Origin of the sequence: Bradyrhizobium sp. CCBAU 51765 (assembly GCF_015291725.1) — a bacterium.
Taxonomy (GTDB): Bacteria; Pseudomonadota; Alphaproteobacteria; order Rhizobiales; family Xanthobacteraceae; genus Bradyrhizobium; species Bradyrhizobium liaoningense.
Window position 1 is genome coordinate 1,697,409 of the sequence record NZ_CP030038.1, and the last position, 21,973, is coordinate 1,719,381.

Annotated in this window: 23 protein-coding genes; 8 read left to right on the top strand and 15 right to left on the bottom strand. The window is 64.5% G+C overall.

The window, feature by feature from the left end; all coding sequences use genetic code 11:
* Position 1 precedes the first annotated feature (1 nt).
* Positions 2-847, top strand: a complete 846-nt coding sequence (locus XH96_RS07935) for an SDR family NAD(P)-dependent oxidoreductase (RefSeq protein ID WP_194394068.1) — start codon at positions 2-4, stop codon at positions 845-847.
* 8 nt (positions 848-855) lie between these two features.
* On the opposite strand, the gene XH96_RS07940 is transcribed toward XH96_RS07935, so the two are convergent.
* Genes XH96_RS07940 through XH96_RS07955 form a run of 4 tightly spaced genes read right to left on the bottom strand, consistent with a single transcriptional unit; the run spans position 856 to position 3,400 of the window.
* Positions 856-1,365 (bottom strand): DoxX family protein, encoded by a 510-nt coding sequence (locus XH96_RS07940; RefSeq protein WP_194391981.1) that lies wholly within the window; start codon positions 1,363-1,365, stop codon positions 856-858.
* A complete protein-coding gene (locus XH96_RS07945; RefSeq protein ID WP_194391983.1) occupies positions 1,362-2,144 on the bottom strand; it encodes a DNA-binding domain-containing protein in 783 nt (260 codons plus the stop codon). Before XH96_RS07945 ends, XH96_RS07940 begins: the two co-directional genes overlap by 4 nt.
* Positions 2,134-3,051, bottom strand: coding sequence for a DUF692 domain-containing protein (locus XH96_RS07950; RefSeq protein WP_194391984.1), 918 nt, complete (start codon positions 3,049-3,051; stop codon positions 2,134-2,136). The genes XH96_RS07945 and XH96_RS07950 overlap by 11 nt, the downstream gene beginning before the upstream one ends.
* A gap of 43 nt (positions 3,052-3,094) precedes the next feature.
* Positions 3,095-3,400, bottom strand: a complete 306-nt coding sequence (locus XH96_RS07955; RefSeq protein ID WP_194391986.1) for a DUF2282 domain-containing protein — start codon at positions 3,398-3,400, stop codon at positions 3,095-3,097.
* A 306-nt stretch (positions 3,401-3,706) separates the two neighbouring features.
* Between XH96_RS07955 and XH96_RS07960 the strand changes: the two genes are divergently transcribed.
* From XH96_RS07960 to XH96_RS07970, 3 genes are all read left to right on the top strand, one after another.
* Positions 3,707-5,803, top strand: coding sequence for an adenylate/guanylate cyclase domain-containing protein (locus tag XH96_RS07960; protein WP_194391988.1), 2,097 nt, complete (start codon positions 3,707-3,709; stop codon positions 5,801-5,803).
* Between the two features lie 80 nt (positions 5,804-5,883).
* Complete coding sequence (locus XH96_RS07965) at positions 5,884-6,468, top strand: HutD family protein (RefSeq protein ID WP_194391990.1); 585 nt, start codon at positions 5,884-5,886, stop codon at positions 6,466-6,468.
* Between the two features lie 116 nt (positions 6,469-6,584).
* Complete coding sequence (locus XH96_RS07970; protein ID WP_194391991.1) at positions 6,585-7,775, top strand: adenylate/guanylate cyclase domain-containing protein; 1,191 nt, start codon at positions 6,585-6,587, stop codon at positions 7,773-7,775.
* A 469-nt stretch (positions 7,776-8,244) separates the two neighbouring features.
* On the opposite strand, the gene XH96_RS07975 is transcribed toward XH96_RS07970, so the two are convergent.
* A complete protein-coding gene (locus XH96_RS07975; RefSeq protein ID WP_131874606.1) occupies positions 8,245-8,424 on the bottom strand; it encodes a hypothetical protein in 180 nt (59 codons plus the stop codon).
* A gap of 201 nt (positions 8,425-8,625) precedes the next feature.
* Positions 8,626-8,994 (bottom strand): rhodanese-like domain-containing protein, encoded by a 369-nt coding sequence (locus tag XH96_RS07980; RefSeq protein WP_194391993.1) that lies wholly within the window; start codon positions 8,992-8,994, stop codon positions 8,626-8,628.
* 558 nt (positions 8,995-9,552) lie between these two features.
* Between XH96_RS07980 and XH96_RS07985 the strand changes: the two genes are divergently transcribed.
* The 3 genes from XH96_RS07985 (at position 9,553) to XH96_RS07995 (ending at position 10,935) form a co-directional block, all read left to right on the top strand.
* Complete coding sequence (locus tag XH96_RS07985) at positions 9,553-9,738, top strand: hypothetical protein (protein ID WP_246789999.1); 186 nt, start codon at positions 9,553-9,555, stop codon at positions 9,736-9,738.
* Between the two features lies 1 nt (position 9,739).
* Complete coding sequence (locus XH96_RS07990; RefSeq protein WP_194391997.1) at positions 9,740-9,949, top strand: hypothetical protein; 210 nt, start codon at positions 9,740-9,742, stop codon at positions 9,947-9,949.
* A 188-nt stretch (positions 9,950-10,137) separates the two neighbouring features.
* The gene (locus XH96_RS07995; RefSeq protein WP_194391999.1) at positions 10,138-10,935 is read left to right on the top strand and encodes an adenylate/guanylate cyclase domain-containing protein; all 798 of its coding nucleotides are present in this window, start codon (positions 10,138-10,140) and stop codon (positions 10,933-10,935) included.
* A gap of 69 nt (positions 10,936-11,004) precedes the next feature.
* On the opposite strand, the gene XH96_RS08000 is transcribed toward XH96_RS07995, so the two are convergent.
* Positions 11,005-11,991 (bottom strand): MBL fold metallo-hydrolase, encoded by a 987-nt coding sequence (locus XH96_RS08000; protein ID WP_194392001.1) that lies wholly within the window; start codon positions 11,989-11,991, stop codon positions 11,005-11,007.
* A 93-nt stretch (positions 11,992-12,084) separates the two neighbouring features.
* On the opposite strand from XH96_RS08000, the gene XH96_RS08005 reads away from it, so the two are divergent.
* On the top strand, positions 12,085-13,014 hold the full coding sequence (locus XH96_RS08005; protein ID WP_210337861.1) for a LysR family transcriptional regulator: 930 nt from the start codon (positions 12,085-12,087) through the stop codon (positions 13,012-13,014).
* Between the two features lie 278 nt (positions 13,015-13,292).
* Here the strand turns inward: XH96_RS08005 and XH96_RS08010 are convergent, their stop codons facing one another.
* The 8 genes from XH96_RS08010 to XH96_RS08045 all read right to left on the bottom strand — a co-directional run bounded on the left by XH96_RS08010 (position 13,293) and on the right by XH96_RS08045 (position 21,889).
* A complete protein-coding gene (locus XH96_RS08010; RefSeq protein ID WP_194392005.1) occupies positions 13,293-14,171 on the bottom strand; it encodes an RsiV family protein in 879 nt (292 codons plus the stop codon).
* 58 nt (positions 14,172-14,229) lie between these two features.
* Positions 14,230-14,364, bottom strand: a complete 135-nt coding sequence (locus tag XH96_RS39790) for an SEC-C metal-binding domain-containing protein (RefSeq protein WP_194392006.1) — start codon at positions 14,362-14,364, stop codon at positions 14,230-14,232.
* 474 nt (positions 14,365-14,838) lie between these two features.
* Positions 14,839-15,585, bottom strand: a complete 747-nt coding sequence (locus XH96_RS08020; RefSeq protein ID WP_210286528.1) for an ABC transporter ATP-binding protein — start codon at positions 15,583-15,585, stop codon at positions 14,839-14,841.
* Complete coding sequence (locus tag XH96_RS08025) at positions 15,566-17,305, bottom strand: ATP-binding cassette domain-containing protein (protein ID WP_246790000.1); 1,740 nt, start codon at positions 17,303-17,305, stop codon at positions 15,566-15,568. The genes XH96_RS08020 and XH96_RS08025 overlap by 20 nt, the downstream gene beginning before the upstream one ends.
* A 65-nt stretch (positions 17,306-17,370) precedes the next feature.
* Positions 17,371-18,231, bottom strand: a complete 861-nt coding sequence (locus XH96_RS08030; RefSeq protein WP_194392009.1) for a branched-chain amino acid ABC transporter permease — start codon at positions 18,229-18,231, stop codon at positions 17,371-17,373.
* A 142-nt stretch (positions 18,232-18,373) separates the two neighbouring features.
* The gene (locus tag XH96_RS08035; protein WP_246790002.1) at positions 18,374-19,567 is read right to left on the bottom strand and encodes an ABC transporter substrate-binding protein; all 1,194 of its coding nucleotides are present in this window, start codon (positions 19,565-19,567) and stop codon (positions 18,374-18,376) included.
* A gap of 103 nt (positions 19,568-19,670) precedes the next feature.
* Positions 19,671-20,771, bottom strand: coding sequence for a mandelate racemase/muconate lactonizing enzyme family protein (locus XH96_RS08040; RefSeq protein ID WP_194392011.1), 1,101 nt, complete (start codon positions 20,769-20,771; stop codon positions 19,671-19,673).
* Entirely contained in the window at positions 20,768-21,889 is a 1,122-nt protein-coding gene (locus tag XH96_RS08045; protein ID WP_194392013.1) for a mandelate racemase/muconate lactonizing enzyme family protein, read from the bottom strand. Before XH96_RS08045 ends, XH96_RS08040 begins: the two co-directional genes overlap by 4 nt.
* Positions 21,890-21,973: the final 84 nt, after the last annotated feature.

The following is a 21,973-nucleotide window of genomic DNA, read 5'->3' on the forward strand; positions in this document are numbered from 1 at the left end:
GATGACGGAGACCGAGAGCAAGCCGGACCGTTATGTTCGTCCGCCGAGTGCGGAATCGCTGGGCGAAGCGCCGGGCAGGGGACGCCTGACAGGGCGCCGCATCCTCATCGTCGGCGGCGGCCAGCGCGTCTTCGACGCCGCCACCGACCCGATCGGCAACGGCCGCGCCATGAGCATTTTATGCGCTCGCGAAGGTGCCAAGGTCGCGGTCGCCGATCTCAATCGCCCCTCTGCCGAGCAGACCGTCAGGCGCATCACCGATGAAGGTGGCGAGGGTTTCGCCATCGCCGCGGACGTCACCTCCGAAGCGGACGTCCGGCGCATGATCGAGGAGGCGCATCGCGCGATGGGCGGACTCGACGGCATGGTGCTGAACATCGGCACCTTCGGCAAGGTCGGGCTCGATGCCGTCAGCCCCGAGGAGTGGAATAAAATCTACGACGTCAACGTCCGCGGCCCCATGCTGTGCTGCCGCGCCGCGCTGCCGAAATTCGACGATGGCGGCGCCATCGTCTTCATCTCCTCGATCGCCGCGCTGAAGGCCGGCTCGCAGATGGCGGTGTACGATTCCTCCAAGGCCGCGCTCGGCGGCCTCATGCGCAACATCGCCCATCTCGGGTCGCGGCGCGGCATCCGCGCCAACCTCGTCTATCCCGGCCTCGTCGACACGCCCAACGGCCGCGAGGCCGGCGCCGGCCGCCCCAACCGCGGCAAGGGCCACGTCCCGTTCGGCCGCCAGGCCACCGCTTGGGAGATCGCCTATGCCGTGCTGTTCTTCCTCTCGGACGAAAGCGTCTACGTCACCGCGCAGACGCTCGCGGTCGATAGCGGCCTGAGCGGGATGTGACGGGCGCGCTACCGCGCCGTCGATCGCGCGCGACAGATCAGATGATCGAGCGAAATGCGCCCCGGCCCGTAGGCCATGATGCCGAGCGCCATCGCGGCCCAGGTGAGGTGGATCGGCCAGCCGTCCGGCACCGTGAGCTCGACGATCAGCGTCATGAACAGCAGCCCGAGCGCCGCGAATCGCGTCCCTAGTCCCAGCACCAGCAGGATCGGGAACATGATCTCGCCGGAGCCCGACAGGAAGGCCATCACCGTCGGTGCCGGAAAGTGATAGGGCCCACCCGGCAGATGCAGCATGAATTCGTCGCTGAACAGCGTCACGGCGGTGTCGTTGAGCCTCAGGAAGCCGCCCCATTTGAGCATGCCCGAGCGCCAGAACGGCACGGCCAGCGCGAGGCGCAGCACGAGCTGGACGAGCGATGGCGTCGCGAGCGTCTGCACCAGAAGATTGGCTCTATCGATGAGCGCTCCGGGCGACGGCAGGCCGCTGTCGGTGGCCATGTGTTGGTCCGTGATCATGTTGGGTCTCCAGAGGCGAGCGAAGTGAAGGCGCCGGCCTCGATCAGTCCGGCGATGTTCGCGGCGATGTCGAATTCGCTTGAAGCTTCCAGCGCCGCCGCCGCGGCCTCGCCGAGCGGCCGACCCGAGATCAGATGGTTCGCGAAGACCGCGCCGTCGGGCGGAAGGCGGCGCACTGCAACGTCGAACTCGGGGCGCGTGATCAGGGTATCCTCCGGCCTGGAGGCATCGATGCGCGTGACCGGTGCATCGTCGCGGTTGGCGGCAAAGATCGTCACGGCGGCATATTGAGAGCGCAGGCATCGTGTGGCGGGATGCGGAATGAATGCCAGATCGGCCAAACGATCGGGCGTCACCGCCGACAGCCGGCCCGGCGACAGCGGAAGCGCGTCGGCGGCGTGATAGGCATCGAGCCAGGCGCGTTCGATGCGGGCGACGTCGGGGAGCCAGGGCATGGCCTGCGCATGCTCATACTGCGCGATGAACTCCGGGAAGTAGCGGCCGTATTCGAACAACAGCGGCGATGTCGGCGGATTGCTGCGGACATGGGGACGCGCCATGGCGCGGAAGAAGTCGGCGCCGGTGATGCGCTGCACCGCCGGATAGATCGCGGCCAGCGCGTCGATCAGGCTGACCGTGACGTTGTTGCGGTAGACGTCGTAGCGCCGGCCGGCGGCCTTGCCGTTCGGGCCGGTCAAGTCCGCAGGCGTGCTGCGCGCCGGATCCAGCAGCGCCTGCGCGAATGAAGCGGCGAAGGACAGGCCGGCTTCATGCGGCATGACGGTCTCCAACCGGCATGGCGGACTGATGACGGTCGAGGATCGTCTGGGCCGCGGCGGCTTCCGCCTGCAGCACCGGCCAGTCCGGTATCTTGCTGTCCCACTCGATCAGCGTCGGCACCGCGCCGCGGCGCTGGATCACGATCTCGTAGAGCTTCCAGACGGCGTCCGCGACCGGGCCGTCATGGCTGTCTATCAACAGCAGGTCGCCTTCGTCGTCGGCCTGCTCGGCATGGCCGGCGAGATGAATTTCCCCGACCTGCGACAGCGGGAAGTTCGCGAGATATTCAAGCGCCGAGAAGCCATGATTTGTCGCGGAGACGAACACGTTGTTGACGTCGAGCAACAGTCCGCAGCCGGTGCGCTCGGCGACGGTGCGGATGAAATCGGTCTCGCTCATCGAGGACTGGCGAAACGCGACATAGGTCGACGGGTTTTCCAGCAGCAGCGGGCGCCGGATCGCCTCCTGCACCTGGTCGATGTGATCGCAAACGCAGGCCAGCGTCGCCGCGGTATAGGGCAGGGGCAACAGATCGTTGAAGAAGCTGGTCTCGTGCGTCGACCAGGCGAGATGTTCGGAGACCAGCGCCGGCTGGTAGCGTGCGACCAGGCCGCGGAAGCGCGCCAGATGCGCCTTGTCGAGCGGCCCGGGCCCGCCGATCGACATGCAGACGCCATGCAGCGAGAGCGGATGATCGCGGCGGATCGCCTCCAGCGCACGATGCGATGGGCCGCCGGCCCCCATGTAGTTCTCGGCGTGGACCTCGAAGAAGCCACGCCGAGGTCCTGCCTCGAGGATATCAGGGAGATGCTCGGGCTTGAAGCTCGTCCCGGCAACGCCGCCGATGGGCGTCGCGAAGCGGAGCGGCACGGCCGCAGGTCCGGTCGACTTGGTCACCGTGCTCATCGTGCTGCTCCCTTCGTGCGTCCTGGCGATGTCGCGCCGGCCGTTACACCGGCTTGAGCGAACCTTTCTTGCCGTTCGGCAGCTCGATGCTGGTGCAGGTGCCGCCCTGCACGAATTTCCAGGCGTTGCCCTGGAAGTCGACGGTCGAGGTGCCCTGGCAGGTCGTGCCCGGACCCGCCGCGCAATCGTTCTGGCCCTTCAGTGCGACGCCGAAGCACTTTTCCTTCTTGGCGGCGATGGCCGCATCGCCCTCGGCCTTCGTCAGTGGCCCGGCGGCGGCAAGGGTCGCGAGCGCGGTCGACATCGCGCCGGCGAGGACGAGGGAGGTGACGGCATGTTTGGCAGACATCGAGATTCTCCTGTTCGAGATGGCATCGCCTGGCAGGCGGCTGCGCATGATCTTTTTCGCTCCGCTCGCCACCTGCGTTACCGGCAGGCTGCTCACGAATCCGTGAGAGCGATTGGATCGGGCGCACGGGCGGTGCGCTCGAACGGGGATTAGCGGGCAAGCTTCGGCTCGAAGCCAATGCCCAGCTTCTATCGAGATGGTAGCCACCGGGCATTGGCTGCGCGCGCTCGCTCCTGCCAGACGTAACGAACGAGCGCCGGCGGCGTAAGACATGTCAGTGACTCGCAACGAGGCGCGAAAGCAGCGATGAAGGTTGATCCCGAACGACGGCTTCGCGCGATCGCAGGGTTGACGATCAGCATCCGCCTTGCGGTCTCCGCGCTGGTCCTGGCGGCAATCCTGCTGACGGCCGCGCTGTCGAGCCTGTTGTGGTGGCGCACGGCGGAAGCGACCAGCCGGCAGCTCGCCTCGACCATCAACGAGCAGATCGTGGCGGCCGTGCGCAAGGAGGTCTCGGCGATCGTTGACGAGGCGCGCGCCGCTCACACCGCGATCCGCACGCTGTTCCTCCAGAACGTGCTCGACACCCGCGAGGCTGACAAGCGCGAGTTCGTCTTTCTCTCGCAATTGCAGTCGCAGGCGACGATTTCCTGGGTCGCGTTCGGCTGGCCCGACGGCTCCTTCTTCGCTGCGCACAAGCTCGGCGATCGCCGCCTGGAGATGATGGAGATCTCGCTGACTGACCATGCCGGCCAGCGCCGCGTCGATGAGTATGACGTGGTGCCCGGCGACATCGAGTTCGCCAACCGCCGCTTCGAGCCGACCTCGTTTCGCGTCGCCGACCAGGCCTGGTTCAAGGCCGGGCTGACCGCAGATGATCCGCAATGGTTCAGGGTGATGGACCATGCGACCGGCGTGCGGCCGTCGATCGCCTTTGCAGGACCGATCGACGTCTATCAGGAGCGGCAAGGCGTACTGGCCGTCGTCATCGAATACACCAGGCTCGCGCGCTTCCTGTCCCAGCTCGAGGTCGGGCGCACGGGGACTGCCTTCATCGTCGATGGCAGCGGCGAGCTCGTCGCGGCGCCGGACAAGGATGCCGACGAGCTTCATCCGGCGCGCGGCGACACGGCGCTGCTGCCGCTCGCGCGTCTGGCGCTCCACAAGGCGGGCGAGGCCGGTGGCAGGGAGGCCTGGCGGAGCCGGCTCACGTCGGACGGCGCTGCCTATGAAGTCGCGCTGACGCCGCTGCCGTTTCCCGGCTGGTCGCTCGCGACCGTGATCCCCGAGGCCGAGTTTCTCGGGCCAGTCGAGACCACGCTGCGGCGCCTGATCCTTGGCCTTGCCATCGGCGCCGTGCTCGCGGCGCTGGCCTCGGCGATGCTGGCGCGCTCAGTCATCGCCGCACCGCTGTCGCGCGTCGCCGGCGAGCTGCGCCATGTCGAGGCCTTCGCGCTGGAGCAGGTCCGCCGCCATCCGTCGCGGCTCAGGGAAATCGCGAGCCTGTCGGGCGCGATCGCCGAGATGGCGGCCGGATTGTCGGCCTTCCGCAAGTTCATCCCGGCGGATCTCGTCCGCGGCTTGCTGCGCCAGGGCGTCGAGGCGAGGCCCGGCGGCAGCGTCCAGGAGCTCAGCGTGATGTTCATCGACATTGCCGGCTTCACCGGGCTGTCCGAGCGGCTGGGCGACCGCGTGGTGCCGCTGCTGTCGCGTTATCTCGACATCACTTCGGAGATCATCGTCGCCAATGGCGGGACCATCGACAAGTTCATCGGCGACGCCGTGATGGCGTTCTGGGGCGCGCCGCAGCCGCAAGACGATCACGCCGCGCGATGCTGCCGCGCGGCGCTCGCCTGCCGGAGGGCGATCGACCAGTCGGGTCTCGTCGACGACCTCGGCCAGCCGCTCCAGATCCGCATCGGCATCAATTCCGGCCGCATGCTGGTCGGCAATATCGGCTCGGAGCTGCGGCTGAACTACACCGTGATCGGCGATGCCGTGAACGTCGCCAGCCGGCTCGAAGGCGCCAACAAATCCTACGGGACTCAGATCTTGATCGGCGCGGCGACCGAACGTCTGGCGCGCGGCGTCGTCATCACGCGCGAGGTCGACAGCATCGCGGTCTACGGACGCGAGGAGGGGATCTCCGTGCACGAGCTGATCGGGATTGCGGGCGAGACGGCCGATGATAGTGACGCGATCGGCTGGATCGCGGATTACGAGCGCGGCCTCGCCGCCTATCGTGCACGCCGGTTTGCTGATGCGCTCGCCGATTTCGAGATGGTGTTGGAACAGCGGGGCCGCGATCGTCCGGCCGAGCTGATGCGCGACCGCTGCCGGCAGCTCGCTGCGACGTCGCCTGATAACGTCTGGCGACCCGTGGCGGCATTGACGTCGAAATAGCGACGTAAACCCAATTCGAGCTCCAGCGGCTGAAGTGAAAACCGGTGGCAAAGCCGGTCCATCCCGCGCATGATGTGGACATGAAAACCACACTGCTCAATCCTGAAAACTACACCCGCTCGCCGTGGAAGAACGGCGGCGGCATCTTCACCGACATTGCGGACGCTCATCGGGCCGATGCGCCGCAGAAGAGCTGGGACAGCCTGCTCTGGCGCTTCGCGAGCACGCCGATCGTGGCTCCCGGCCCCTTCTCCTACATGCCCGGCATCGACCGTTTGCAGATGGTCGTGGGTGGGCGCGGGCTCGTGCTGAAGTCACCCACGCAGGAATTCGACGAACGTGAACCTTTCACGACCGTGCGCTTCACCGGCGAGCTCGAGATCGTCACCGAGCTCGAAGCCGGCCCGGTCGAGGTCGTGAACCTGATGGCGCGGCGCGGTGCGGCGGAGATTGATCTCCGCGCGCTCAGGGAGCCCGGCGAGCGGCCGCTCGCGGCGGGCACGCATCTCCTCTACGCCGCGCGCGGCGAATGCCGCATCCGTCTCGATGACGAGAATTTTACGATTCCCGGCCAAGGCACGCTGAAGGTCGAGCTGACGGAGCCGGCGAAGCTCGCGCTCGTGTCGGGCCTCGCGGTGCTGGGATCGATCCGGCTGCTCGCTTAGGCCGCCGGCTGCGCCGGTCGCCTGCTGCGCACAATCCATGCAACTGGCCAGGTTGACGCCGCCCGGCCGGAGCATGATATCTGCCTTGCAACAGACCGCAGCTCGAGGGGCAGAATATGACCGCGCCAGACAACCATGCCCCCACGCCTGCCGACGGCGTCATCGACTGGCTGACCAACGGCACGCGCGACGAGCGCTTCATCGACGACATCTTCGCGCAGATGTGCATCCGCCTCCAGCAGGACGGCATTCCCGTGAAGCGGGCGACGCTCCACGTGTTGATCAATCACCCGCAATGGCTGGGGGCCCGCATGATGTGGTCCGACGGCAGCCGCGAGGCCGAGATTGCGCTGGTCGACTATGAAGTCCGCGAGCGGCCCGAATATATCGGCAGCGCCGCCCACGAGATCCATGACGGCGCCACCGAGCTGCGCGAGAGGCTCGAGCAGGATCCCTCGCTCGGCCGCAAGCACGCCCTCTATGACGAGATGCGGGCCAAGGGCCTCACCGACTACGTCGGCTGGCCGCTCTACCATACGCTCGGCAAGCGCCACATCGTCACCTTCGCGACTGACCGGCCCGGCGGCTTCGACGATGCGCATATCGCGGGTCTGAAGAAGCTGCTGCCGGTGCTGGCGCTGGTCAGCGAGATCCGCATCAAGAACCGGCTGGCCCGCACGCTGCTGGAGACCTATGTCGGCTCTCATGCCGGCGAGCTGATCCTGGCCGGTGCTACCAGGCGCGGTACCGGCACGACGGTCCGCGCCGCGATCATGATCTGCGACCTCAGGGATTTCACCAAGATCTCCGACAACTGGCCGCGCGACGACGTCATCGACCTGCTCAACGACTATTTCGACGCGATGTCGGAGCCGATCGCGCGGCACGGCGGCGAGATCCTGAAATTCATCGGCGACGGGCTGCTCGCCATCTTTCCGCTCAGCGCGCCCGGCGCCTGCGCGAACCTGCTGCATGCCGTGACCGAGGCCCGGCAGGCCATGGCCGCGCTGAATGAACGGAACAAAGGCACCGGCCGCGCGCCGCTGAACTACGGCATCGGCGTCCATGTCGGCGACGTCATGTACGGCAATATCGGATCGACCAGCCGCCTCGACTTCACCGTCATCGGCCCGGCCGTCAACATGGCCTCCCGCCTCGAGGCGCTGACCAAGACGATCGGCAAGAAGGTGCTGCTGTCGCGTGCCTTCGCCGAGCTGGTGGAGAAGGAGTTCGCGCTGGAGCATGTCGGCCGGCACGAGGTGCGCGGCTTCAACGAGCCGATCGATCTGTTCGCGTATCCGGAGTGAGGGCGCGAGCTTCCGCCCCGCGCCTATTTGCGGTTCGTTCCCATCGTGCCGGCGCCCGGTGCGTTCATCTGGCCGCCCTGGCTTTGCCTTGTGTCGTTGTCCCCGGGGCGCTCCGTCTTTGATTTCGCCGGTGCGCTCGAGCCCCCGCTGTTGGCGTCCGATGACGTGTTGAGGCTCGATGCGCCCGCACCCGTCGCGCCGCCTGTCCCGGTTGCATCGATGCTCGACCCGGATCTGGAGGCACCCGCGCCGCCTTGGGCGAACGCGGAAGGTTGAGACGCGAGAGCTGCAATGAGCCCTGCCAGAACAAGCGCTTTCATGTTCGCTCCTTTCGCGCGCGATCAGGCGGCCCCGGCCGTCCGGGGGCGGTTCATGCCGGGGCCGCCATTGCCGGAACAAGTGGGATCCGGCCCGGGCCAATGCGCGGGAACGCCTGGTCGTTCCAAATCCTGCGGGGCGGCGGCTGCCGCTACGCCGACCAGCGATCCTGCTCTTCCCGATGCGCGTGCTCGTTCAGCCGCTCGGCGATCTCGTCCGCAATCTGCTCCGATTCGGCCTCGGCGACGGGCTCGCCCTTGTGCGTCTTCAGCTTGTCCTTGTCGGCTTCGATCGGGAAATCGTCGGGCTTCAGTTCGTTATCCCTGGTCATGGCACGCCTCACGCGGTTCTCGGCGGAGGGAAAACTCGCGTGAAGGCGGATCGTTGCGTCGAGGATGAAGCTTCGATCGACCGCGCAAGTCAGGCGCCGCCGATCGCCCGGGGCGCGGCACCAAGGTCCGCGCCCCAGATCCATCGTTCATGGCCGTGATGTGCAAGCGCCAGGAAACGGGAACCGCGCGACCTGTTCCGCCTATTTTTCGACTGCCCCGGACCAATCCTTGAAGCCGCCGACGTTGTAGACCTTCTCGTAGCCCATATCCTTCAGCACCTTCCCGGCCAGCGCCGATCTGCCGCCGGACGCGCAATAGAGGATGACGGTCTTGGTCTTGTCGAACGCCTTGTCGTGATAGGGCGACTCCGGATCGGCGCGAAACTCCAGCATGCCGCGCGAGACGTTCACGGCGCCCGCGATCTTGCCGCTGGCGGCGACTTCCGGCGCATCGCGAACGTCGACGACCAGCGTGTCGCCGTTCTTGATCATCTCGGCTGCCTGGTCGGAGGTGATCTTCGGGACCGCCGCGTTCGCAGCTTCCAGCATTTGCTTGACGCTCGTTGCCATGGTTTCTCTCTCCTGCCGCCCCCGCGGGAGGATAGCACAACGCTTTTCGCTGCGTCTCCTCCAGTCGATCGACGCCGCGCCGGGCAGGCCGGCGTTGGCCGGCCCGTCATGTGCCGGGCCGCCGCGTCGTGCGGATGCGCAATTGGGGGCGCCTTGGTGAAAGAGACCGCCGCGCAGGACCCGTAGACTGGCATCGTTGGCGGCTGAGACGACGAATGCCGCCCGCGTCATCGGGAGGCAAGGCAAGCCCCGGTGCAACGGAAGAGGTGATCGGCGACATCAGGCGCGACAGCGAGAGGAGACGTCAATGCCAACCTGCTCTGGAAATCCTCATGGTCGAACCGGGCGCTGCGCCGTCTGCGACGGCCGGTTCGGCCTGGTCAGGTATTACGCGTGGCGCAAGCCGCTCTGCTCGAAGAAGTGCGTCGAACGTTTCGCGACGCGACGCCAGGATGACCGCGACTGGTTCGGCCGTGTCCCGATCGCCTTCGACCTATCTCCAGAGAACCGCGCGAGGATGCTATGACCCTGCAGATGTCACGACGAGGGAAGCAATACATGGAAACGGCGCAGAGCCTGCTGCGCGCGGCGATGAGCATGACCGACGAGGTGGTCGCGACGCGCCTGAAGCTGCTGGCCGACGACTATCAGCGCCGCGCCGAAAAGGCCTCGAGCGTCGACGCCGCCAAACCGGCGCGCTCGGCCGCCAGGCCCGAATACGATTGGCCGCAGGAGCTTGTGTGAGATGATCAGGATCATCGCCGTGCTCTGCAGCCTCTCGTCTCCGACGGACTGTCATGAACAGATCGTCACGACCTCGGACTTCGCCGACGTCACGATGCAGTCCTGCCTGATCGGCGCGCCGCAACTCGCCGCATGGATGGAGCAGCATCCGGCCGAACGCCTGGCCGGGTGGCGCTGCACGATCGGCAAGCAGGGCGGCAGAGGAATTTAGGTTGCCAGCCTGGGGAGCGCAGTGCAGGGCAATCGCAATGGCATCTTCTCAGGGGGAGGCCAAGCGCATCGGTGCCCGCTGAAACTGCTGCCCCGTGCGGAGGGGCGGACTGGGAGTCCGGTTGCCAACGCCAGATTGTGCGACTAGCTTTTGGGAAAGCTACGCAAACGGTCTTTGGCCGCACATTCATGCCGAAATTCCTTCGCATCGGTGTCCATCAGTCGAACGTCTCCGGGTACACGTCGAAGGCGTGGTGTGTCAGGCGCGTTGGCTCGGCGGTCTTCCTGAAGTGGGGCGCGGTGGAGGTGCATGGCGCCGGAGCCGGCCGCAAGGTCTACTGGTCGCGTCTGCCGCAGGAGAAGACGGTTCGTTGCGGCAGCGCGCAGCGCGCGCAGGACTACACCAAGGCCGCGATCGCGCGGCGCCGCAATCATCGCTATGAGCCGCTGACCGGACCCATCGCCAACCGGCTTCCCTCGGCCGTACGCGGCACCGAGCCCAAGCAGGCGCTCGCCACCATCCTGATCGTTGACATCGTCGGCTCCACCGCGAAGGCCGCCAAGCTCGGCGATGCCCGCTGGACCAAGGTGATGGGCCACTACTATGCCGCCGTCCGCAAGGAGCTGAAGACGTGCGGCGGCAAGGAGGTCGTGACCACCGGCGACGGCGTGCTCGCGACCTTCAAAAAGCCCGCCGCCGGCATCGCCTGCGCGACCGCGATCCAGAAGGCCATGCGCACGCTCGGCCTCGAGATCCGGGTCGGCCTGCACGCCGGCGAATACACCATCAGCGGCGGCGAAATGGTCGGCCTCGCCTTCCACATCGGCACCCGCGTCGCCGCAAAGGCGCGCGCAGGCGAGGTGCTGGTGTCGAGCGCCGTGAAGGAGCTGGTGACGGCGCAGTCCGCGATCAGCCTGAGGGATCACGGCGTGCACCGGCTCAAGGGCGTGCCGGAAAGGTGGAGGCTGTGGCGGGTGGAGGGGTGAGAGGCAAAGGAGCACGGCGCGTGATGCGCGTGTCACCCCGGATGACGGCCCTGGCATCTTTGCGCTTGCTCAGCCATCGAACCGCCAGTTCGCCGCCACCCAGCGATAGCCGCCGTCCGTTTTCCTGATGTTGCCGATGCCCGGAAACGGAAAATGAAACCCGAGCACCGGGATGCGGTCCGTCGCGGCCCGGTCGAACAATCGCCTGCGCGACTGCAAGGCGGTATCAGGATCGAGATCGGGGCCGGGCCGCCAGGCATTGTCGATGTTGAGCAGGGGGCTATAGGCGGCATCGGACGTGATCAGCAATGCTTGCGCGCCGGAATGCACCAGGATCGCCGACATGCCCGGCGTGTGGCCGCCGGCGGCGATCGTCGTGATGCCCGGCAATAATTCGCTGCCCGGCCGGTACAGCACGGCGGACTTGGCGACCGGCGCCACGCTGCGCTTGATGTTGGCGATGAAGGCGCGCCGGAAGTCTTCCGGCATCGGCAGCCGCGACAGGTCCGGCTCGCTGCGGATGAAGAAAGCGAAATCGTCCTCGGGAATATAGACGGCCGCCTTCGGAAAGGCGCTCGATCCGTCGGCGCGGCTGAGGTTGCCGACGTGATCGGGATGGGTATGCGTGATCACGATGGCGTCGATGTGCTCGGGCTCTACGCCGATCGCCGCAAGATTGCGGAACAGATGTCCGCCGTCGGGGCCGAGGGTTTGCGCTGCACCGGCCTCGATCAGGATTTTCCTGCCGCCGGTTTCCAGCAGAAGCGTGTTGAGGTTGAGCCTGAAAGTGTCGGTCGGCAGGAACGCATCGCTCAACGTCCTGCCGAGTTCCTCCGCCTGCGCGGTAGAGGCGTAGATGCGCGGATTGCCGCTCAGCGTGCCGTCGCTGACGACGGTTGCCTTGATCTCGCCGACCCGGAAGTTGTAGTGGCCGGAATTGATCTGAGGCGCCGGCGTTTGCGCGATCGCGGCCGGCATGCCCAGCAGCGGCGTCATCGCTCCGGCCGTGCTGCCGGCGAGCAGGAGGCGGCGACTGATGTTCAGATGGGATGGCATGACGGCTCCTCCGGCCTGGCGGCGATGGCAGGCTGTGTACGCCCACCTGGCGTCATCCACAAATATCATGATAGAAATTGCATTATGCGCTCAATGGATTTGGCGAAGGTCGATCTCAATCTGCTCGTGGTGTTGCATGCGCTGCTCGAGACCGGCAGTGTCACGCGCGCCGCCGAGCGTCTCGGCAGCAGCCAACCGGCGATCAGCCGTGCGCTGGCCAAGCTGCGGCGCCTGTTCGGGGACCGGCTGATGGTGAAGGCGGCAAGCGGCATGATGCCGACGCTCCGTGCCGAGGCGATGCGCGAGCCGCTGGCGACCCTGCTCGGCGGCGTCGAGACATTTCTCCACAAGCCGAAGTTCGATCCGTCCGCCACCGACCGCGTTTTTCGCATCGCGACGACCGATTATGGCGCGCTCGCCATCCTGCCCAATGTCGCCGCCCGCTTTGCGCGCGAGGCGCCCAATGCGGCGATCGAAATCGTCAGCTTCTCGCGCGATGTGTTTCGTATGCTCGCCGACGGTCAGGTCGATTTCGTGCTGTATGCCGATAATCCGGTGGCCGGCTCGTTTCGGGCGCGCGAGCTGTTTCGCGAAAGTTTCGTGACGCTGGTCCGGCAGGGGCATCCCTTGCTCAAGGAGATGCGCGGGGCGAAGGACGTGATGCCGATCAAGCTGTTCACGGCCTGGCCGCACATCGTGGTCAGTATTTTCGGCGGGCAGGGCGGGCCGATCGATACCACATTGGCCGAGCGCGGCTACAAGCGGCACGTCGCGCTGCGTGTTCCCTATTTCGCAACGGCCGCGGTGATCACGGCCGCGTCGGACTACCTGGTGACCATGCCCTCGCGGGCGGCCCGGCAACTCGCGCCGCGGCTCGGCCTCGTGATGCTGAAACCGCCGGCGCAGGTGACGCCCTACGGCTATCGCCTGCTCTGGCACGAACGAAGCCACGACGATCCCGGCGCGGTCTGGCTGCGCCGGCTGGTGATCGATGGTGTCAAATCGGGGGGCGCGGGCGCCTAACCGAAGTTCGAGAAATGAAGGAAGCCGACATGGCCGGCGGGCTCACTCGCTTTCCGCCGCCACCGTGTTGTCGGCTCGATTTGCTTTCCCCGCCCCCGGTCGAAAGCGATGGGCGACAATCTCCAGCACTGTCACCGTAAGTCTCCCGGTCGGACCGTCGCTGCGACTGGAACGGGTTTGAAGCATGGATATTACGCTGGCAACGGGCCATTTCTTTGAGCCTTCGAACCCGCGAAAGCGGTCGGAGCAATTAAATGCACTAGACTGCTCCCCTTAGCTCAGAAGAGGTTCAAAGCGTTCCTTAACCACGGAAGAAAGCGGGGCTTTAAGATGTGGTACGGGACCTTCGCAAATTGCGGGCCTGCCGCGTAGGGGGCGACCTGATACGGTCCGAACGAGAATTCCACTCCGTCCGTATCAAAGACGAATGTTCCGAATGCGTTCCAATCTGCCGTGCCTTCTTGGACCCACTCTTCCGACAAGGCTGAATCCCCATCCGGTAGAGGATACAGGAGCTGGTCCCTGACAGTAGCTTGGATCAAGCTCAGGGCCTCGTCTCGGTTCGCAAATACGTTTCTCAAGTCGCTGATGCGCAGCAGAGGATCGAGCAAGAAGCAAAAAGAGATGAAGAACTGATTTGGATGTGCTGCTCCAGCGCCGTACCAGTGAACGCTGTACCGCGTGGAGATAATTTTGCCGACAATCTTAGGTTCGCTCGGAAATGCCTCCCAAGTGTTAGTTCGGGCGTGTGGTTCCTGACCGAAGTTGAATGTGTCATGATTTTGTTCAAGCTTGGCAGAGCGATGGCTAGATACTGACTCTAGCAACGTACCTTTGATTATGTCCGTCACCTCGCCAATTTTTGGATATTTGTCCGACGTGAACTGCACGAGTTTGAATTCAGTCTCGTAACCGGGGAGTCCGTCCCAGCTTTCTCGGTAGGAGGAGTGGGACCATCGCACATTTGCAAGAGTTTGCGCTTCTGCGATATCGGAGCCTTGCTGTTGTAGTTGATGCTTGATGGCATCTTCGATCTTACTCACGCAATCATGATCGCTCGCGCGAACAACGTGTATGTGCTTTAGTTCCTCCGGAATAACTGCGTCGTCGTCTAGCAGTACTGGTATGAGGTAGATATCGCCCGATAGCTTCTCCATAGCCTTGTCGAGCGCGATCTTGATTTCACGCTGAACGTATCCCCTACGAGAGACCGAATTATTTGAGACGAATAAACTTCTTACCGCTCCCACATGCACAGAGTGCGTTTCGACCTCGTCTTGTCATCCTCATCGCCCTGCAATCACCGGCCGAACTTATAGTTCGGATGTCTATCAGCCACCACGCTACCATAGGTAAAATGATCGAGCAGGCTTCTGAAACCGGAACGTCGCGAGCTTATCAGCCGTACGGGAGGCAACTGTCGCTCTTAAGACCAGCAGCGGGGCGGCCCTGCTACACGCCGAAAGGGCAATCAGAAGCCACCGCTGATTTATTGGTGGGCCCGGCAGGACTCGAACCTGCAACCAGACCGTTATGAGCGGCAGGCCATCAATGAGTTTCGTTGATTTTGCTGCACTTTGGTTTGAATTTGATCGCGTTCATCGTGGTTTGTTCACGTCGTTTCTGGTGCGAAACTGGCGCGGTCAGTGAGCTTCGGTAGGCACTTTACGCCGTTGGCGACGCAGTCTGTCCCATGATGGATTGGACCGAGGCAGCTCGAAACCTGAAAGCGAAAAAGCGCTGACGAGGCTTTGAGAGCGGAGCGGTGACGCCTAACTTCAGTTTGGCTTTACGGGCCGCAGCCGACCGGATCTGAAGCGTTCTTCATGCATGCAGTGCGGTGGCGTGGTCCCGGCCGAAATAGGCCCGTTCCAGGCGGCGCGGTAGATCGGCCTCGGTGGTTGCGGCTTGCAGGACTACACGTCCTTGGGCCAGCGCGCAGACTCGATCCGCAGCGGCAAGCGCCTTCTCGATCAGTTGTTCGACCAGCAGCACGGCGGTGCCGTTCGCGCGCAGCTTCGCCACCACCGCAAGCACCCGGTCGACAAGGACAGGAGAGAGGCCTGCTGATGGCTCGTCGAGCATCAGCAGGCGCGGCCGCCGCACCAGCCCCTGGGCCACTGTCAGCATCTGCTGCTGCCCGCCGCTCAGCGCGCCGCCGCGCTGATGGCGCTTCTCGGCAATCTCCGGAAAGAAGTTTAGCGCCTCCTCGACGCGGGCCATGCGCTCGCCACGCGGCAGGTCATAGGCCGCGAGCAGCAGGTTGTCGGTGACCGATTGCTGGGTGAAGACGCGGTGACCCTCAATCACATGGACAAGGCCAGCCCGCGCCGTCTCCTGCGGGCCCCAGCCGCGCAAGTCCTGGCCTGCAAAACGCACGGCGCCGGTCCAAGGCAGCAGGCCGGAGACGGCGCGGAGAAGCGTGGTCTTGCCGCCGCCGTTAGGGCCGAGAAGGGCGACCACCTCGCCAGGGCCGATCGCAAGATCGATCCCGTGCAGCACGCGAATCTTGCCGTAGCCGGCTTCGAGACCTCGAATGTCGATCAGTGGTTCAGGCACCGAGATAGGCACTGATCACCTCCTTGTGCACGCGGATTTCGGCAGGCGTACCGTTCGCCAGCACGCGACCGAGATTGAGCACGGTAACCTCGTCGCAGATGTCGAAGATCAGGTCGGCGTGATGTTCCACTAGGAGAACGCCGGTGCCCTGGCGGCTGATCTCCTTGATCAACTGGCCGAGCCGCTCGATCTCGTCAGTCGCAAGGCCTGCTGCCGGTTCGTCAAGCAGCAGGAAGGCGGGTTTCAGCATCAGCGCGCGCGCGATCTCCACAAAGCGCAGTTCGCTGTGTTGCAGCCGGTCGGCCCTTACGTCGGCCAGTTCCTCCAGACCTACCGCACGCAGCGCAAGGCGCGCGGCCGCTTCCAGGCTCCGCTCGTCCTGACGATGACGTGGCAGCGACATGAGTGTTTCCACGAAGGACGATTGTCCCTCAATCCAGCCGCCGATCATCACATTGTCGATGACCGACGCCTCGCCAACAATCCGCGGCGTCTGGAACGTGCGGGCGATGCCATGTCCGGCCCGAGTCTCGGGTGCGCCTCTCGCCAAAGGCGAGTTGAGCCTGACTTCGCCTTCCTGCGGCGCGTAGTAGCCGGAAATAACGTTCAGCGTTGTGGTCTTGCCGCTGCCGTTCGGGCCAATCAGCCCGTGCACCTGGCCAGGCTGGATGTTGAGGTCGAGACCATCAATAGCCCGCACGCCGCCGAAGGTGAGCACGATGCCCTTCAGGGTCATGGGCCTACCGGCTCCACTGCGCTTCAGGATCTCGCCGAGCAGCGTCGGCCGCGGCTTGATCGCTCGATCGCTTTGAAGCGGCTTGCGGTTCTTGAAGTCGAGGAGCGCGGCAATGCCGCCGGGCATGGCGAGGACGATGATCAGGAGTAGCGCGGCATAGAGAAAGGTGGACCATGCGGCGAGCGGAGCGGCGATCTCCGGCAGGATGGTGAGGATGATCGTGCCGATGAGCGGACCGAGAATGGAACCTCGGCCGCCGATCAGCACCGCGATAAAGAATAGCAACGACAGTTCGAAAGTGAAAGCGTCCGGGGTGATATAAGTCTGGAGGCTTGCGAACAGGCCGCCTGCGACCGCCGCCACTGCGCCACTGAATAGAAAGATGGTGACGAACAGCTTCGGCTTGGAAATGCCGTTGGCCTCGGCCGCCACATCGGCGTCGCGCACGGCGATCAGCGCCCGGCCAAATCGGCTCTTGGCGACATTTGAGGTCGCCCAGGTGACCATCGCGGCAAGGGCCAGGCAAAGATAGAGAAAGCCCCATGCGGTGTTGAACGGCGCTGGCATTTCCGGCCCGCTGATGCCGATTCCGCCGCCGGTGACGCCCTCCCAGGCCAGCGCCACCTGGGTAACGATGGTTGCAAAGCCGAGTGTCGCCATGGCGAAATAAAAGGTGCGCAGCCTTAGCGCCGGCAGGCCGACGACGACGCCGAATACTGCACCCGCAACTGCGGCAATTGCCAGCGCCACGAAGGTCGGTAGGGGCGGCAACACATTGCCGGCGGCGAGCACGCTCGTCGTATATGCGCCGAGCGTCAGGAGGGCGACATAGCCGATGGCAAGCTGGCCGGCGTAGCCAACGACCAGGTTGAGGCCCGCAACCAGGACCCAATAGATCGCCGCACGGGTGGTGATCAGTGCCCAATACTCGTTATCCGTAAGCGGCAACAGCACGGCGAAGATGAACAGGGCAACCAAAGGCAGGACCTTCGGCAAGACGACGCGCCAGCCGATATCGGCAGGCGCATCCGAATGGATCGTTGGTTGACTCGTATCTGGCATTAGACTCTCCGCGCCGCGGGTGCGCCGAACAAGCCCTGCGGAGCTGCGAGCAGGACGACGATGAACAGCACGAAGACGGCAACCGAGGAGAAGATGCCGCCGACCAGGAAATTGGCGGCCTGCTGGAAGACGCCGAGCGCGAGCCCGCCGATGACCGCGCCGCGATTGTTGCCCAGGCCGCCGAGTGCAACCGGCACGAAGCCGTAGAAGTTGAGGAGCGGGCCGTTGGCAAAGAAGGCGAGCAACAATTGTCCGCCGGCGAAGCCCGCAAGCCCGCCGATGGCACCGGCGAGCGCGTAGCTGGCGATTCTCAGATTGCGCTCGGGCAGGCCAAGCGCGCGGGCAGCGAAATTATCCTCGGCGACGGCCAGGAAGGCGCGGCCGACCAAGGTCTTTCGGTAAAGAAGTTCGAGCCCGGCAATGGTTAGTCCGCAAGCAACGAGCGGGAGCCAGAACTTCTCGTCGAACACGCCCGAGCCGATGCCAAAGAGCTTTGGGAAAGGCTGCGGTTCGGTACTCCATTCGATAGCCGTGACCTGCTGGATCATCAGTGCCAGCGCCAGCGTGGAGAGCACATAGAGATGCTGTTCGAGGCTCTTCAAGACCGGACGCACCGCGACGATCTCGGTAACTACGCCGATCAGCGCGCAAGCGCCAAGCGATGCCAGCAAGCCGATCACCGGCGGCCAGCCGAGGCGCAGCATAAAGAGCGAGCCGAAGACGCCGCCGAGCATACCGAGCTGGCCAGCGGTGAAGCTCATTACACGGGAGGTGGCGAACATCGTGTTGTAGGTGATCCCGATGAGAGCGTAGATGGCGCCGACCGCGAGGCCGGACGCCAGGATTGAAGCGAGCATCATCACCTCACTAATTACCGAGAGAGCGGGTTCTGTGGTCCGCCGCGCCGGCCGGTTAGGCGCGATTGACTTGGAGCGGTCGAAGTCTTGAAGAGATCGTGGGGATCGCATCCGACGCGGCGTCGGATGCACGAAACCCAAGTCATCACCGTCCGCCAGAATAGCCGGGCGCCAGCGCGAAGGCGCCGTTCTTGGCCGAACTTGCTGCCGACATCACTACATCTGCGGTTGGATAGCCGTTGTGCTGAGTCGGGCTATAGCTGTAGTCGCCAAAATAGCCGTTATACTTCGAAAGACTGTTCCAGTAGCCGGTGATCGCCTCGCTCGAGGAGGACCCGCGCGTCTCCACCGCCTTGGCCACCAATTCGACGGCGTCGATGCCGCACGCGACCCACCAGAGCAGAGTGTCCGAAAGGTTCACCTTTCCCGCGAGTCGTTCGACCAGTTCCTGGTTGCGCCCTTGCAGTTTGCCGTCGGCGCCGTAGCTGCAGCTGCGATAGCCGACGGCATAAACCTTGTCCCAATTGGCCGGCTTGTCGATAAGGCTTCCGATTTCCCCGGAAGACAGCGACGGGTGTCCGACAAAGGGAACGTCCCAGCCCATGGCTGCGCGTGTGTTCATCATACGCGCTTCCATGCCAGTGGAGACGCTCCAGATCACGATCGCCTCCGCTCCGGCATTGCGGGCCCGCAACAGGTCGGGTGTCAGGTCCGGCTGGGTGGCGTCAATATTGGCCTGATAGACCACCTCGGCGCCGTCGTTCTTGAATCCGGCGACCGACGCCTTGACCGCCGAGACACCATAGCCGGTCGTGTCTCCGATCACCGCCACTTTCTTCAGCTTGAGGATCGCCAGGCAATAGTTGCGTACCGCGTCGTCCCACTGGGTATTGGACGGCGCGATGCGAAACGCGTTGGGGAATTTCTGGACGTCGATCAGGCTGTCGACCACGCAGGGGTGGATATTGGGCATCTTGGCGCGCGCCATGATCGGAGTCACCGCCAGCGACTCGCCGGAATTGGTCGGGCCCCAGATCGCGTGGACGCGAGCCTGGCTGATCATCTCCTGGGTGGCATTCACCGCCTTCGTCGGGTCGCCCTGGGTGTCGCGGGTTATCAGTTCCACCTTGCGCCCCTTGACGCCGCCGGCGCCGTTGATGGATTCGGTTGCAAAGATGACGCCGCGGTTGAAGCCGACGCCGGGCGCCGAACTTGGGCCAGTGAGTGCGGCCAGCCAGCCGATCTTGATCGGCTCGGTCTGGGCAATGGCCGGACGGGCGAGACCGACCATAGAAGCGCCCATTGCGGCCTTGGTGAATCGACGACGACTGATAATCATTTCGTTCTCCCTGTTATTGTATTCGCCGCTCGTCGGTTGCGAGCTTCGGCTTGTCCCTGTCGTATTATTCCGGCAAAGGCTTCGTATCGCCGGAACCTGTCGCTCACGCGCCTCGCGGGCCTGAGGTTCTCAAATGTCCGATGTAGTCGCGGTTGAAAGTGAAGCCCCAGCCGGGCCGCTCGGGCACGATGGCGCAGCCATCGGCAAAGCTCAGCCGTTCATTGTAGAGCGGCGAGAACCAGGGCATGTATTCAAGGAACACGGCATTGGACAGCGCGCCGAGTGCCTGGATGCTTGTCTCAGGGAACAAGTGGCTCGACACCGCCACGTCGTGGCTCTCCGCCATATGGCCGACCCGTATGAATTCGCTCAAACCCCCAACCCTTTGCATGTCGGGCATCAAGATGTCAGCCGAGCGCAACTCCAGCATGCGGCGGAAACCGTAGCGGGTATATTCCGTCTCGCCCGATGCGATCGGCGTGTCGAGCGCGGCTGAGACACGGGCGAGGCCTTCCAGATCCCAGGCCGGCAGCGGTTCCTCGAACCAGGTGAGATCGAATTCCTCCAGCATCCGGCCGAGCCGGATCGCTTGTGCTTCGTTCAGGCCCTGGTTCGCATCGGCCATCAGCTTAATCTTCGGGCCGATCGCCTGACGCACGGCCCGAACGCGGGCGATATCTTCCTTCGGGTCAGCATGGCCGAGCCGCATTTTCATGGCGCCAAAACCTTCGGCCGCGAAGCGGCCCGCTTCCTCGACCAACTCGTCGGTGGCGAGCGACAGCCAGAGTCCGCCGCTGTGATAGACCGGCACGCGGTCCTGGGCGCCGCCCAGCATGCGATAGAGCGGCAGGCCCGCGGCCTTTCCCGCAAGATCCCAAAGCGCGCCGTCCAGGGCCGAGATGCCGACGACGGGGACCCCCTTGTGGCCGAGGAAATTGATGTCCTTCCAGGCGCGCGCCCAAAAATTCGCGATATGTCCGGCGTCGCGCCCGATAATGAGATCGGCGAGTTCATCGACCATCTTGCGCAGCACGGCGGTGCGCCGGTCGTTCAGCGTGAAGATCAGATTCTCGCCGGTCAGGCCTTCATCCGTCCTGACCGTGATCAGCACGCAGCCGAAATCGCGGATCTGGCCCAAGGCGCTGCCGATCGGCGACGGCAGGGTTACGAGAACGACTTCTGTCTCGACTTTGAGAACCTTCATGAGTGGGCCCGCCATTCATTGCGTATGGTTTCGCCAACGCGGTAACGCCGGAGCACGTCCAGATCCGGTTCGCAGCCGAGCCCGGGACCATGAGGCAGGTTGAGTTTGCCGTCCTTGGCGCGCACCCACGGGTCGAACGGATTGGCCTCCATCTCGAGCCAGAGCACTTCGATGAACGGCTTTTCCATGCGCGCGGCAGCGATATGCAGAGTGGCGACGAAGCCCGGACCGAAATAGGGACTGTGCGGAGCAACCGCCACGCCATGGGTCTCGCACAAGTCGAAAACCCTGAGCATCTCGCCGATACCGCCCACCTTGGTGACGCTAGGCTGGGCGATGTCGATGGCTCCAGCCTCTATCAGCGACTTGAAACCGAACACCCCGGCGACATTCTCACCGGCCGAAATGGGGATGCCATGGGCGCGGATGCTGGCAAGCCCATGCACGTCCTCTGGTGGCCACACCGGCTCTTCGAGCCAGTAGAGCCCATCACCGGCCAGCGAGGCGGCCATTTCACGCGCCACCTGCGGCGACCAGGCACAATTAACATCAAGCATGATCGCAGCATCGCTCGCGACGCGCTGCGCAGCGAGCACTGCCGGCCTGGTCACCTCATGCAGCTTGATGAAGCGATAACCGGCGGCGCGTGCATCCGCCGTGTTCTTGGACACCAAGGCGTCGTCCCCATAGTTCAAGAGGCTAGCATAGCCGTCCATCGGCCCTGGATCGCGTCCGCCGAGCAGGCGATAGAGCGGTTGGCCCGCGCGCTTTCCCGCGAGGTCCCAAAGTGCGATTTCGATGCCGGACCAGCCATACAGAAAGGAGCCGTTGCGGCCGAGCAGATGCAGCGCATGTGATATTTGTCGTGACAAGCCGTTGATGTCCCCGGCATCCCGCCCGAGTACCAGCGGCGCTACGATGGTGTCGATCGCCGTTTTGGTGGCGGGAATGGCGGCATGGCCGAAAGCCTCCCCCCAGCCGCTGCGACCGTCCTCGGTCTCTACCTTGACGATAAGCACGTCGAGCGTCGTCCAGGGCTTGCCGGCAAAAGCGGGCTTCGGGCCGCCCATGTCGAAGGGCAGCGACACAACGCAGGTCTCAACCGCGGTAATCTTCATGGCTGGTCAGCGTTTCCTCAGGATTCTTGACCGGCACGCTAGGCATCCCCCGAAATAAGTTCAATTGCGCCTGCCTTAATTCTG